The organism is Streptomyces sp. QH1-20, from assembly GCF_041283565.1.
GTDB lineage: Bacteria > Actinomycetota > Actinomycetes > Streptomycetales > Streptomycetaceae > Streptomyces > Streptomyces syringius.
This window is the reverse complement of record NZ_CP166299.1, coordinates 7,248,304-7,262,624: the sequence shown is the minus strand read 5'-3', so window position 1 is coordinate 7,262,624 and position 14,321 is coordinate 7,248,304. Positions and strand designations below refer to the sequence as shown.

The window sequence follows — 14,321 nt, the reverse complement described above, 5'->3', positions numbered from 1 at the left end:
CGCCGTGGTTGACGGCTCCGGCGAGGATCACACCGAGGATCCGGTCGCCGTCGCGCTCCGCCGCCGCCAGCGGCTTGAGCAGGACCGCGCCGACGCCTTCGCCGGGCACCATCCCGTCGCCGTCGGCCGCGAAGCTGCGGCACCGGCCGCTTTCCCCGGTGAAGCCGCCGGCCGCGAGCTGGCGGTACTTGCGCGGGTGCGGGGCGAGGTTGACGCCGCCGGCGAGCGCGTAGTCCGCCTGCCCGGCCGCCAGGGCCTCACAGGCGAGGTGGATGGCGGTGAGCGACGACGAGCACATGGTGTCGATCGCCAGGCTCGGCCCGTGGAAGTCGAAGAAGTACGAGACCCGGTTGGCGATGGAGGCGTATCCCATGCCTCCCGCGAGGCCCCGCTCGTCCTCGAACAGTTGGTAGTGCCCGTACATGACGCCCGTGTACACGCCGACGCGGCTGCCGCGCAGGCGCGCCCGGGTGTAGCCCGCGTCCTCCAGCGCGTGCCAGGAGGTCTGCAGGAACAGCCGCTCCTGCGGGTCGGTCAGCTCGGCCTCGCGCAGCGACATCTGGAAGAAGCGGGGGTCGAACTCGTCGATGCCGTCGAGGAAGCCGCCCCAGCGGCTGATCTTCTGTCCGTCCGCCTCGGTCAGCGCGGTGTGGTCCCAGCGGTCGGCCGGCACCTCGCGCACGCAGTCACGGCCGGCGCGCAGGTTCGCCCAGAACGCGTCGGGGTCGTCGGCCAGGGGGTAGCGGCCGGCGACACCGATGACCGCGATGCGCCGGTCCGCTTCCGCGGCGGGCTCCGACGGGCGGTCGGACGCGCGCACGGCCGGGTGCGCCGCCACGGCGGGCTCCGGTGCGGCGGGCTCCGCCGCGGCGGGCGCCTCGGGGAGCAGGGCGCGCACCTTGTCGGCGTGCCGCTCGACCAGGTAGTCGGCGACCTCACGGACCGTCGGGTACTCGAACAGCAGGGTCGCGGGGAGCTCTCCCATGCGCTCGGACAGCAGGTCCACGATGCGGGCCACGGTCAGCGAGTCGACGCCGAAGTTCTCGTACGTCTCGTCCAGCCAGAGCCGGTCGCGCGGGACCTGGAGGATCTCCACGAAGGCGTCCTTCACGTACTCCTGGGCGGCCTCGACCAGCGCGTCGGTGTTCCCACCGGACGGCACGGACGACGGCACGGACGGCACAGCCGGTTCGATCGCCCGCGGGGCCGCCACGGCCGCCGTGGGGAGGGCCGCCGGTGCGGCGCCGATCGGCGTCTCCGCGACCACCACGTGCTGGGTCAGCCCCTCGTCGGCCGGGAGGGCACGGCTGCGGGCGAAGCCGGCGAGCGCGAGGGCCTTGCGCCAGCCGGGCGCGGAGAGCAGCGGGGAGCCGGGCAGGCGCAGTTCGGCGTCCTCGTGCAGCCACCAGCCGTCGAGCAGACCGAAGGTGAGCGTGGCGGTCAGGACGTTGCTGCTGGCCTCGTTGAGCACCAGCCGTCCGCCGGGCTTGAGCAGCCAGGCCACCGCGCGCAGGGTGCCGAGCAGGTCGGAGGTGGCGTGCAGGACGTTGGCCGCCACGACCAGGTCGGCGCTGCCCGGCTCGAAGCCCTGGGCCACCGGGTCGCCCGAGATGTCGAGCTGCTGGAACCGGACGTAGGGGTACGTCTCGGCGAAGCGCTGCTTGCCGTGCTGCAGGAAGGCGCGGGAGATGTCGGTGTAGACGTAGGTCACGTCCGCGCCCGAGGCGGTCAGGGCCGGAAGCACGCTCGCGGTGGTGCCACCGGTGCCCGCCCCGATCTCGACGATGGTGACGGGGCCGTTGTGGCGCGACAGGCCGTCCGTGACCGCGCCGACCACGAGTTCATTGGCGCGGTCGACGACCGGGCTGCCCCGGTAGGCGCCTTCCACGAGCGCGGTCGAGCCGCCGGGGAACATCACGTCGGTGGCGCGGACGCTGCCGCGCATCACCGCGAACAGGTTCCGCATGCAGGGGAGCAGCAGCCGGTCGAAGCGGTTGAGCGCCGGCTTCTGCTCGCAGAGGGCGATCAGCTCGCCCTCCGGGTCCTGGGGGGCGGGGCGGCCGGCGGGGGTGAGGTGCCCGCCGCCGTCGTGCAGATAGCCCGCCTCGGTCAGCTGCCGCAGGAGCTCGGCGAAGAGCCTGCCCTGCGTGGGCAGGACGCGCAGTCGCTCCGCGAGGGTCGCGGGGGTCCACCGCTCGCCCTGGCCGAGGAACACGCCCTCCTGGCGGAAGAGCGTCCACAGCCAGCCGCACATGACCTCGGTCAGGCGGGCGTCGTCGGCTTCGGTGAGCAGCCGGGCGACGGGGGGAAGTGCCGTCAGCGACGGCACCAGTGACGGGTCGTCCGCCGGTGCCTCGGTGTTCATGGCTGGGTTCGTTTCTGTGTGCGCGCGGTCCGCCGGGGCGGGTTCCACGCCGACGGCGGCGAGGGCGGTGGCATCGGCCTTGACCACGATGACCTGGCGGTCCGGGCGGCCCAGCACGGCGTGCACGGCGGCCATGCCCTCCTCCGGGGTGATCGAGTAGATGCCGGTGGCCGCGAGCCGGTTGCGGTGGCGCTCGTCGGCGACGATGCCGACGGTGCCCCAGTAGCCCCAGTTGATCACGGCGACCTTGGCGTCCAGCACCCCGTCGAGGTGGTGGGCGAAGGCGTCCTCGAAGGTCGATCCGGCGGCGTAGTTGCCCTGCCCGGCGCTGCCGGAGAGGGCCACCGCGGAGGAGAAGAACAGCACGAAGTCCACGTCGGCCGAGCCGCCGAGCGCGGCGTGCAGGGCGACCGAGGTGCGGGTCTTGGCCTCGAGGACCGAGCGGAAGGTCTCCTCGGTCATCGTGGCGACGGTCTGGTCCCGCAGGACGATCGTGGCGTGGAAGACGCCGTGCAGCGCGCCGTGGGTGGCGCGCGTCCACGCGACGGCGTCGCGCAGCGCCGCGGGATCCGTCGCGTCGGCCCGGCGGTAGGAGACCAGGTTTCCGCCCGGGTCGATGGCGCGCAGCCGGTCGCGGCGGGCGGTGTCCAGCTCGCTGCGGCCGAGCAGCACGACCTTCGCCCCGTACGTGCGCACGAGCCACTCGGTCAGTTCGAGGCCGATGCCGCCGGCGCCGCCGAGGATCAGGTAGGTGCCGCCGCGGCGGATCCGCTCCCGCGGGGGCGTGGCCGCGACCGGGACCAGCCGGCGGTGGTGGAGCACACCGCCGCGCAGTGCGTACGGGCCGCCGGCGGGGACGTCGAGCACGTCCGCGGAGGGCCGGTCGGCGGACGAGCGGTCGACGACGGCCACCCGCCAGCGCGGGTGCTCCTGCGCCAGCGACAGGGCGAGGCCGTGCAGGCTCGCCGCGTACGGGTTGCCGACCGGTTCGGCGGCCGTGCCGAGCGCGTCCTCGGTGACGACGGTGAGCCGGACCGAGGAGCCGAGCCGCTGCAGGATCTTGGCGAGCCGGAACAGGGCGAGGACGCCCCGCTCCTGGGTGGCTTCGAGGGCGGCGATATCGTCCGTGCCGCCGGTGCGCGCTCCGGCGCCGGGGCCGAGCAGGATGACGTGGTCGGGGCGGCCGGTCGCGGTGTCGAGACGGTCGTGGTCCAGCTCGACGACGGTGCCGCCCAGACGGGCCGTCAGGGCGGCCGCGAGCTCGACGGACTCCGGGCCGCGGACCAGCCAGGTGGTGCCGCCCGTGGGCGCCGTTTCCCGCGCGGACAGCGCGGACCAGCGCGGAACGTACATCAGGTCGTCCGCCACCACCGGCTCCGCCGATACCGCCTCGGGAGCAGCCGCGCCCGGGGCGGGGCGCAGGGACAGGTCGCGCAGCCGCGCGCAGACACGTCCGGCGTCGTCGGTCAGGGTCAGTTCGTAGCGGTCGGTGCCGACGGTCCGCACGTGCGCGTATCCGAGGTCCGTCACCGGGGAGAGGACCTCGGCGGCGGTGAGGGCGAAGGGCACCATGGCGGGACCGGCACTCCGGTCGCGCAGCACCGCGAACGCGTGCAGCGCGCCGTCGACCACCGAGGGGTGGAGGGCGGAGCCGGCGAAGCGGGCGGCCTCGGCGGGGACCCGCAGCCGCACCAGTGCTTCCCCGTCGCCCGCGGCGATCCACTCGACGGTCCGCAGGGCGGGGCCGTAGACCAGGCCCGCCGCCGCGAGGTCCGCGTAGAGGTCGGTGCCCTCGTGACGACGGTTCAGCCGGGCCCGGACGGCGTCGATCGCGACGGTCTCCGGGGCCGGGGCGGGCAGGGCGTCGATCCGGCCCTCGGCGAGCAGCTCGCCGTCGCCGTCCCGCAGGTCGAACACCAGGCCGCTGTCACCGCGGCGCAGCCGCGTCCTGGCCGAACGCTCGGTGCCGGCCACGACGAAGGGCCGCAGCCACCGGACGTTGGCGAGCTTGAGCTGCTGCCCCGCGCCGGCCGCCTCGGCCGCCGCGCGGGCCATTTCCAGGACGGCCGCGGCGGGCAGCAGACGCATGTCGCCGACCCGGTGTCCGTCGATGTAGGGGTGCTCGGGACCGAAGGCCGTCCGGTAGGTCAGGCCGTCGAGGCTGTCGACCGGGTCGACCTCGTCCAGCAGCGGGTGCACGGGGCGCGGCGCGATCCGGACCGGGCCCGGGGCCGGCTGCGTGGGCGGCGACCAGATGGTGTCGGTCAGCCAGCAGCGCAGCTCCTCGAACGGGTAGCCCGGCAGCGGCACGCGCCGCCCTCGCGTCTCGGGCCAGTCGACCGTCGCACCGGCCGCCCAGGCGGCGGCGATGTCCGCCGGGGCGGTGCCGGCGGGTGCCGCGGCGCGGGACGCCTTGCGGCCGCGCGCGCTGCCGGTCCAGACGCCCTGCGGGTCGCTCCCCCGCAGCCTGGCCACCAGCTCGGTGACGGTGGAGGCCGAGACGACCATCCGGTCCGCCCACTCCTCACGCCCCCGCTGGAGCGTGAACGCCACGTCCGCGAGGCGGCGGTGCGGGCCGTTCTCAAGGGCGTCCGCCAGCTCGGCGGCGAGCACCGGCAGGCGCTCGGGCGCCTTGGCGGAGAGGGGGAACAGCCACGGACCGCGCTCGTCGCCGTCCGTCGGCCCCACTCCCGCGCTCTCCTGGTATTCCTCCACCACGAGGTGGGCGTTGGCGCCGCCGGCGCCGAAGGAGCTGATGCCCGCCCGGCGGGGGGTGCCCGCGATCCGGGGCCAGGGGGCCAGGTCGCGCTGCACGCGCAAGGGGGTGGAGTCGAAGTCGATGTTCGGGTTCAGCGGGTCCGCGTGCAGCGACGGCACGAGCTCGCCGTGCTGCATCTGCAGCAGCACCTTGCACAGCCCGGCCATGCCGGAGGCGGACTCCAGGTGACCGACGTTGGACTTGACCGAGCCGATCGGCAGGGTGCGCGACGACGGGACGGCCGTGCCCAGCGCCCGGGCGAGGCCCCGGATCTCCACCGGATCGCCGAGCGCGGTGCCGGTGCCGTGCGCCTCCAGGTAACCGAGCGACGCCGGGTCGACGCCGGCCTGCTCCAGCGCCTGCGCGACGAGGTCGCCCTGGGCGACGGGGTTGGGCACGGTGAAGCCGTTGGTCCGGCCGCCGTGGTTGACGCTGGAGCCGAGGATGACGCCGTGGATGTGGTCGCCGTCGCGGACGGCGTCCGCCAGCGGCCGCAGCAGCACCGCGCCGACGCCCTCGCCGGGGACGTAGCCGTCGCCGTCCGCGCCGAAGCTGCGGCACCGGCCGTCGCTGGAGGTGAACTGGCCCTGGCCCAGGAAGCGGTACTTGTACGGGTGGGCGTGCAGATTGACACCACCGGCGACGGCCATGTCGGTGTCACCGGCCCACAGGTCGCGCACGGCCAGGTGGATCGCGGTCAGCGAGGACGAGCACATCGTGTCCACGCCCAGGCTGGGGCCGGTGAGGCCCAAGGTGTACGAGACGCGGTTGGCGATCGACGCGTGCGACGAGGCGCCGATCCGGCCGTCCTCGGCCTCGTGCAGCTGGTACAGCCCGTACATGGCGCCCACGTAGACGCCGACGCGATGGGAGCGCAGATCGGCGCGGGTGCGCCCGGCGTTCTCCATGGCGTGCCAGGCCGTCTGCAGGAACAGCCGCTCCTGCGGGTCGATGATCTCCGCCTCGCGGGGCGACACACCGAAGAAGAGCGGGTCGAACTTGTCGATGCCGCGCAGGAAGCTTCCCCACCGGCTGTACCGGGCCGCCCGGTCGGCGGGGGTGGCCTGGTCGTAGTCACGCCAGTCCCAGCGGTCCGCCGGGATCTCGGTGACGAGGTCCCGGCCCGCCTTCAGGTTGGCCCAGAACTCCTCCAGCGTGTCCGATTCGGCGAACCGCGCGGCGACGCCCACGATGGCGATCGGGACGGGCCCCTGGGCAGAGGCGGTCGCACCGCCCTGGTGGAGTGCGGGGGTGGCGGTCGGCGTCACCGGCGCGGGGGCCGGAGCGGCGGGCGCGGGTGCGGGAGCCTCGACGGCGGGCGCGGGCGTCAGTTCCAGGATCCGGGCGCCGTGGTGCTCGGTGAACCAGTCCGCGAGGGCACGCAGGTTCTGGTACTCGAAGAACAGCGTCTTCGGCAGCGACCCGAAGTGCTCCTCCAGCCGACGGGTCAGGTCCATGATCAGCAGCGAGTCGATGCCGTACTGCTCGAAGGCCGTGTCGGCCTCGATCTCCTCCGGCGGGAACTCGAACACCTCGGCGAGCACCTCGCGCAGGAAGTCCTCGGCCGCGGCCGACGGTTCGGTGCCCGCCGTCCCGGGCCGCGGAGCTGACGCGGACACCACCGGCTCCGGTGCCGGCGCGTCGAGCACCTCCCGCAGGCGGGCGAGGTTGCCGTGCGCGATCAGCACGTGGTCGCCGTCGTGGCCCAGCGCCCGGTCGAAAGCGGCCAGGGCCGCGTCGGTCGGCATCGCCACCAGTCCGACCTGACGGGCCATCCGGGCGGCGGTGGCGTCGTCGGCGTCGACGCGTATCCCGCCGTCGGCCCACAGCGACCAGAGCACGGAGAGGCTGCGGCCGGGACGGTCACTGCCGCGCCGCCACGCGGTGAACGCGTCGAGGAAGCGGTTGGCGTAGGCGTAGTCGGTCTGTCCCGGGCTGCCGGCGGCGCCGGACATGGAGGAGAAGGCGACGAAGAAGTCGAGCGGATCGTTCGCGGTGGCCCGGTCGAGGTCGAGGGTGCCGCGCACCTTGGGTGCCAGCACGGCCGCGCTGTCCTCGTCGGTCTTGCGGATCAGCAGCGCGTCGCGGGTGGTCCCGGCGAGATGCAGCACGCCGTGGACCGGTCCGAACGACGCGTGGACCCGCTCGACGAGGTCCGCCGCGGCGCCGGGGGCGCCCAGGTCCGCCCGCAGGTAGTGCACATCGAGGCCGGCGGCGCGCAGGTCCGTGAGGTCGGCCGTCGCCGAACGCCCCGTCAGGACGTAGCGGGCGGTGCCCCCCAGGTGGGCGACGAGGTGACGGCCGATGGCCCCGGCGCCGCCGGTGACCAGCACCGTGCCGCGCGGCGTGAGCGGGGCGGCGGCGGGCTCGACACTCTCCCACCGGAGGGCCTGGCGGCCCTCGGCCGTGTACCGGACCCGGAATTCGTGCGGGCCGGATGCTTCGGAGGCGACGACGTCGGCGAGGGAGGCCGTCCCCGGCTCGATCACCGCGACGCGGAACTCGGGGTGCTCGTGGGCGAGGGAACGTGCGAACCCGTCGAGGGCGTACACCCGCGCGTCCTCGGCCCCGCCCGCCGGGCGGAAGACGTGCAGCACCCGCACCGGCTGCCGGGCCGGCTGCGCCGACCAGGCGCGGAAGAGCCTCAGCAGCCCGGGCAGCGGGTCGCCGTCCACGGTGCGGACGACGAGGAGTTCCTCGGTGCGGGGGAAGACGGCGTCCTCGACGGCGCGCTCGGCGCCGGGAAGCGTTCCCTCGCCGAGCAGCACCACGCGCGCGGGCCGGCCGGCCGCCGCGGCCGGGGCGGGCCGCCAGCGCTGGGCGAGCAGGTTCGTGGCGACGGCGTTGTCGAGCCGGGCGGCACCGTCGACGGCCCGGGTGACGACGGCCCGCAGCCGTACGCACACCCGGCCCTCGTCGTCCGCGAGGGTCACGTCGTGGCCCGCGGGGGTGGCGACGGCGTGCACATGGCCCTGCTCGGGCAGCGGGCCGAAGATGTCGACCGCGTCCACGGAGAACGGCAGCTGCCGTGCGCGGGGGGCCGACGGGTCGTCGTCGGTCCACAGGCAGGCCTGGAGCATCGCGTCGAGCAGGGACGGGTGCAGGGTGAAGTCGTCGAAGGGGACGTCGGCGGCCGTCGGGACGGCGACGTGCGCGAGGGCCTCGCCCGGCGCGGACCGCACCGACCGCAGGCCCTGCAGGCTCGGGCCGTAGCCGCCGCCGAGGGCGGCGAAGACCGCGTAGCACTCGTCGGCCGTCGCCGTGCGGGGCAGCCGGGCCCGGACGGCGTCCAGGTCGAGGAGCGGTGCTTCGGGCCGGGCGTCGAAGCGGAGCGTGCCGGTGGAGCAGAGCGCGCCGTCGGCCGACCCGTCGACCCGGCGCACCTCGTAGGAGACACCGTCGGCGGCCTGTTCGAGGTGCAGGCGCACGCGCACGGCCTCGTCCTCGACGAGCACGGGGCGGGCCCACAGGACGTTGACGATGCCGGTCGGCGAGCCGTGTCCCAGCTTGACGGCGGCAGCCACGGCGAACTCCAGCGCCGCCACGGCGGGCAGGATCTTGACCGTGCCCAGGGCGTGGTCGCGCAGATAGAACTCGTCGCCGGTCAGGAGCCGTTCGGCCGGGCCGTCCGCCAGGCCGGCGGGCGGGTTGATCCAGTAGCGCCGGGTCGGCCGGGGCGGGTGGGGCAGGGAGAGCCGGGCCGGGCGGCCACCGGGCAGCTCCGGCCAGACGACGGGGCGGCCCGTGACCCAACTCCGGGCCGCCTCGGCCACGTCGCCGGTGGCGAGGGGTTCCCCCGTGGCGTCCGCCCGCACGGTGCCGGTCATGACGCCCTCGCCGTCGCGCAGCCGCGCCGCCAGCTCCCGGGTGCTCGTCACGACGACGGCGAGCCGGTCCCGCAGCTGTTCCCGGCCGGCCTGCAGCGTGTGCGCGATGCCGTCGAGGGAAGCCGTGGGGTGGGCGTCCAGCCAGGCCGACAGCTCGGCCCGGTACCGGTCGAGCTGTTCGGCGCCGTCGGCCGACAGCACGATCAGTCGAGCGGCCTTGTGCTCGGTGTTACCGCTCATCAACGCTTCCCCGCCTCTTCCACTACCACGTGCACGTTGCTGCCTCCCATACCGAACGAGCTGACGCCGGCTCGGGCCGGCGCGCCGTCGGGTGTTTCCCATGCCTGTGTTCCGGACTGGAGCCGGAACGGACTGCCGGCGAGGTCGATCATCGGGTTCGGCACCCGGAGGTCCACCAGGCCCGGCAGGGTGCGGTGACGCATCGCCAGCAGGACCTTCACGATGCCGGCGACGCCGGCGGCGGCCTCCAGATGACCGATGTTGGTCTTGACCGACCCGACGCCGGTCCGGCCCGGGACGACCGGGCTCCCCCAGTCGTCGTGCAACTGGCCGAACGCCTCCTTGAGCGCGTCGATCTCGATCGGATCGCCGAGCGAGGTGCCGGTGCCGTGCGCCTCGATGTAGCCGATCGTGTCGGGCGCCACCGCTGCGGCCCGGTGCGCGGCGAGCACGACATCGCGCTGTGCCTGCGGATTGGGCACCGTGAGCGAGTGGGTGTGCCCGCCGTGGTTCTCGGCCGAACCGATCAGCACGCCGTGCACCGGGTCGCCGTCGGCCAGCGCGCGGTCCAGCAGCTTGAGCGCCAGGAGCACCACGCCCTCGCCCCGGCCGTAGCCGTCGGCGCGCTCGTCGAAGGTCTTGCAGCGGCCGTCCGGGCTGAGCATCCCGGCGCGCCGCAGTCCGGTGAAGCCGTGCGGCGACAGCAGGAGGTTCGCCCCGCCGGCCAGGGCCAGTTCGCAGTCACCGAGCTGCAGGGCGCGCGCCGCGCGGTGGACGGCGACGAGCGAGCTGGAGCAGGCCGTGTCGAACACGGCGCTGGGGCCGTGCAGGTCGAACACGTAGGAGATGCGGTTGGCCGCGATGGAGGCGACGTTTCCGATCAGGAAGTGGTCGCCCATCTCCGGGGAGCCGGGGCCGAGCAGGCTCAGGTAGTCCGCGCCGCTGAGGCCGACGAAGACGCCGGTACGGCTGCCGGCCAGTGCCGCCGGGGCCTGGCCGGAGTCCAGCACGGCCTCGTGCGCGGCGTGCAGCAGCAACCGCTGCTGCGGGTCCATCTGGGCCGCCTCGCGGGGCGAGATGCGGAACAGCGGCGCGTCGAAGGCGTCCACGTCGTCGACGAAGGAGCCCCGGAAGCTCTCGGGGAACACCCGCGCGGAGAAGCCGCGCTCCATCGGGTAGGGGCGGGTCAGGTCGCGTCCGGCGGCCAGGTGGCCCCAGAACTCCTCCAGGTTGCCGGAGGAGGGCAGCCGTCCGCCGACGCCGATGACCGCGACCGGCGGGTAGCCGTCGACCGTGGCGGCCGGTGCCGGTGCGGCGGGCGCGGCGGGCACCCGCGGGGCCGGGGCGAGCGCCTCGGGGTGCGCCTTCGTCAGGAAGGCGGCGAGGGAGGTGAGGTCGGGGTGGGCGTAGAAGACCGTCGGCCGCACGGTGATGCCGAACCGCTCCCGCAGCGCCACCGCCAACCGGGTGAAGCCGATCGAGTCGAAGCCCGACTCGCCCAGCGGCCGGTCGACGGGGACCTGCTCCGCGGTCAGTCCGGCGACGCCGGCCGTGGCCTCCCGCAGCCGCGCCAGGAGGTCGCCGCCGCCCGCCGGGGCCGGGGGCGCCGCCGGCGGCGTCGCCGTCGGGGCTTCGACGGGCCGGTCGGCGTGGCCGAACCGGCGCAGCAGTTCGTCGACCGGGAGGGCCGCCAGCGGACCGGCGTCGACCTTCGCGTTGGGGGTCAGGGGGAACCGCGCCAGGGCCACGGTCCGGGAGGGGACCATGTAGTCGGGCAGCCAGGCCGCCGCCTGCTGGACGGCTCCGGCCGCGGCCTCCGCGGCGGCCGTCACGAAGGCCACCAGCTGCGGGTGCCCCGGGAGGTCCTCGCGCACGACCACGCGGACGTCGTCGACCTCGCCGGTGCGGCGGACGGCGGCCTCGATCTCCCCGAGCTCGATGCGGTGGCCGCGCAGCTTGATCTGCCGGTCGGCCCGGCCGAGCAGCACCATGTCGCCGGTGGCCGACCAGCGGGCCAGATCGCCCGTGCGGTAGAGCCGTTCACCGGTCGAGGGGTCGGTGACGAAGCGCTCGGCCGTCAGCTCCGGCCTGCCGCGGTAGCCCCGGGCGACGCCGTCGCCGCCGATGAGCAGTTCGCCCACCGCGCCGAACGGCACGGGAGCGCCGTCGGGGCCGACGGTGGTGAAGGTGGTGTTGGCGATCGGGGTACCCACGCTGATCGGCCGGTTGCGGCGGACGCGCTGCGTGGAGGACCAGATGGTCGTCTCGGTCGGCCCGTACATGTTCCACAGCTCGTCGCACCGGTGCAGCAGCCGGTCCGCGAGCTCGGCGGTCATCGCCTCCCCGCCGCACAGCAGCCGGCGCACCCGGCCCGTCCACCCGGCGTGCAGCAGCATCTCCCAGGTGGCGGGCGTGGCCTGGACGATCGTGGCGCCCGATGCGTCGAGCAGTTCGGCCAGGGCGAACCCGTCCCGCACCACGTCCGCGGGTGCGATGTGCACGGCGGCGCCGCGGATCAGCGGGAGCAACAGTTCCAGACCGGAGATGTCGAACCCGGCGGTGGTCACGGCCAGCAGCGTGTCGTCCTCGGCGCAGCCGGGACGCTCGGCCATCGAGGTGAGCAGATTGACCAGATTGCCGTGGCTGACCTCGACGCCCTTGGGCTCTCCGGTCGACCCGGAGGTGTAGAGGACGTACGCGAGGTCGGTGTCGCGGCAGGCGACCGAGCCGGCCGGACCGACCGGAGGCGTCGGTTCGGTCGGCGCCGGGTCGGTCAGAGGGATGCGCACACCCGGCGTGGTGTCGGGCAGTCGCCCGGCCAGGTCCGGGTCGAGGACCACGGCGGCCAGGCCGGCGTCGGTGGCGATGTGGGCGAGCCGCGCGGCCGGGAAGTCCGGGTCGAGGGGAACGTACGCGGCCCCCGCGGCCTGCACCGCGAGCAGGGCCACGATCAGCGCGGCCCGGCGGCCCACGAGGACGCCGACCAGATCGCCGGGGCGCACGCCCCGGTCGGTGAGGATCCGGGTGAGGGCGTGCACCTGCCCGGCGAGCTCCGCGTAGGTCAGCGACCCCGTGGCGTCGATGACGGCGGTGCGCTCCGGGCCGCTCCGCGCGCGGGCGAGCACCAGGTCGGCGGCGGTGACGTCGCGCGGCCGCTCGGCCCGGGTGGCGTTGGCCCGCTCGACCACCTGCCGTTCGGCCGCGGAGACCAGGGCGACGTCGCCGACGCGGCGGGCCGGGTCGGCCGTCACCTCCTCCAGCAGCAGCCGGTAGTGCTCGGCCAGCCGCTCGACGGTGGCGCGGTCGAACAGCTCCGGGTCGTACTTGACGTAGACGTGCGCGCCGGTGCCGCGCACGACCACCTCGACGACGAGGTCGTTCTCGCCCTCCTGGGTGAGGTCGAGCGCGTCGCGGAAGACGGTCTGACCGGCCGCCATGTCCTGGTCCCCGCCGACGCCCTGCTGCATGTAGAAGCCGATGTCGAAGCCCACCTCGCCGTCCGAGGTCCGGCGGAGGTCGTCGACGACGGACGCGAACGGGTAGGCGCTGTGGTCCTCGGCCTCCGCCATCCGCGTCTGCACGGTGTCCATGAGCTCGGTGAAGCTCTTGCCGGGGTCGCAGTCCACGCGCAGGACCACGGGGTTGATCAGGTAGCCCACGGTGCGGTCGAAGCGCTGCGAGGGGCGGCCGTCGGTCGGCACCATGACGCTGATGTCGCGGTGCCCGGAGTGCCGGTGCAGCAGCGCGGCGAAGGCGCCGAGAACGACGCTGAACGGCGTCAGCCGGGCGGCGCGGGCGGTGTCCCGGACAGCGGTCCAGGTGGCCTCCGGCAACCGCAGCTGCACCATCTCGCCTTCGGCGTGCGAGGCCGGGCCGACCCGGCGGCGGTCGGCGAGCGCGCCGAGCACCGGTGCGGTCGAGGCACCGGCCAGGCGACCCCGCCACCAGCGCCGGTGCTTCTCGGCCTCGGGGCCGTCGAGCATCGCCCGCTGCCACCGCACGAACTCGGCGTAGGGGGCGCCGTCTTCGACGGGAGGAAGCTCCCGCCCGGCGGCGAGCGCGTCGTGGCAGGCGACGATGTCGCGCAGCAGGAGGTGGCTGGAGACACCGTCGGTGATCAGGTGGTGGAAGACCAGCAACAGCAGCGTGGCACCGCCGGGCGCCGCGATGATCCACATCCGGTGCAGCGGGTCGTCCTCGAGGTCGAACGGACGGCGCACCAGGTTGCGGACGCGGGCGGCGAATTCGCCGTCGGTCACGTGGCCGAGGTCCAGCCGGGTCACCTCCGCGGGGCGGTCGGTGACTTCCTGCACCGGCCCGGTGGCGTCCAGCCGGACGGCGATGCGCAGCTCCGGGTGGCGTCGCACCACGGCGGCCAGCGCCTCGGCGAGCCGGTCCGGGTCGGCGTCGTCACCGAGCCACAGGCCCAGCGGGAGGTTGTACGACACGGCCTGCGGGTCGGTCGCGTGGATCGCCCACAGGGCGGCCTGCCCACGGCTGAGCGGGTACGGCCCGGGCTCGGGCGCGGGCTCGGCCGCCGGTGCGGGCACGGGTGTCGATACCGGTGCCGAAGCCGGTGCCGGCTCCGACGCCGGTTGCATCAGGCCCCGCAGCAGGAGCTCCGCCACGTCGTCGGACACCTCGCCGGTGGCGATCGCCGCCAGCAGCTCGCGCAGTTCGGTGCTCATCGTCCCGTTCCCCCCTTCAGTGCGGCCAGCGCGTCGTCCACGCCGACGGTGCCGTTGCGCAGGCCCGCCAGCAGGGCCGCGACCCCGTCCTTGGCCGGCTCCGAGGGCCGCGTGGCGGCCGGTGCCGGATCCGGCCCGTCCTCCTCGTGCCCCGGCAGCGGTCCGTACGCCTCGAACACGGCCCGGGCGACCGCCCGCACCGTCTGCGCCACCCCGAACATCCGGGCCGGGATGTCCACGCCGTAGTCGGCGCCGAGGCGACGGCTCAACCGGCGCAGGCCCAGTGAGTCCACTCCCGCGTCGGACAGCACCCGGTCCACGGGCAGGCGGTCGGGCCGCATCCCCAGGTGGGCGGCCAGCAGTCCGCGCACGTGCTCACGGACGGCGCTCTCCGGGTCGTCGTCGACGGGCGCCGCGTCCGGCACGGGCCGGGCGGCGGGTAC

At 75.0% G+C, this 14,321-nt stretch carries 3 protein-coding genes (2 of these 3 only partly in view); all 3 read right to left on the bottom strand.

The annotated features are described in order from the left end of the window. Tightly spaced (each overlapping or abutting the next), the 3 genes in view from AB8O64_RS32580 to AB8O64_RS32570 form a layout consistent with a single transcriptional unit that may run on beyond the window. Nucleotides 1-9,190 carry the 5' portion of an SDR family NAD(P)-dependent oxidoreductase gene (locus AB8O64_RS32580; RefSeq protein ID WP_370423216.1) on the bottom strand. Its footprint begins 10,121 nt before the window's first position, so only the first 9,190 of its 19,311 coding nucleotides appear in the window; its start codon is at nucleotides 9,188-9,190; the stop codon falls past the left edge of the window. Continuing rightward, a complete protein-coding gene (locus AB8O64_RS32575; protein ID WP_370423215.1) occupies nucleotides 9,190-13,878 on the bottom strand; it encodes an amino acid adenylation domain-containing protein in 4,689 nt (1,562 codons plus the stop codon). Before AB8O64_RS32575 ends, AB8O64_RS32580 begins: the two co-directional genes overlap by 1 nt. Then, nucleotides 13,875-14,321 carry the 3' portion of an SDR family NAD(P)-dependent oxidoreductase gene (locus AB8O64_RS32570; protein ID WP_370423213.1) on the bottom strand. Its footprint extends 12,744 nt past the window's final position, so the window shows 447 of its 13,191 coding nt (coding positions 12,745-13,191); its start codon lies beyond the right edge, outside the window; its stop codon occupies nucleotides 13,875-13,877. Before AB8O64_RS32570 ends, AB8O64_RS32575 begins: the two co-directional genes overlap by 4 nt.

Bases quoted from the DNA above. Each gene is read 5' to 3' on its own strand.
- AB8O64_RS32575 (WP_370423215.1), bottom strand. From the start codon at position 13,878: ATGAGCACCGAACTGCGCGAGCTGCTGGCGGCGATCGCCACCGGCGAG.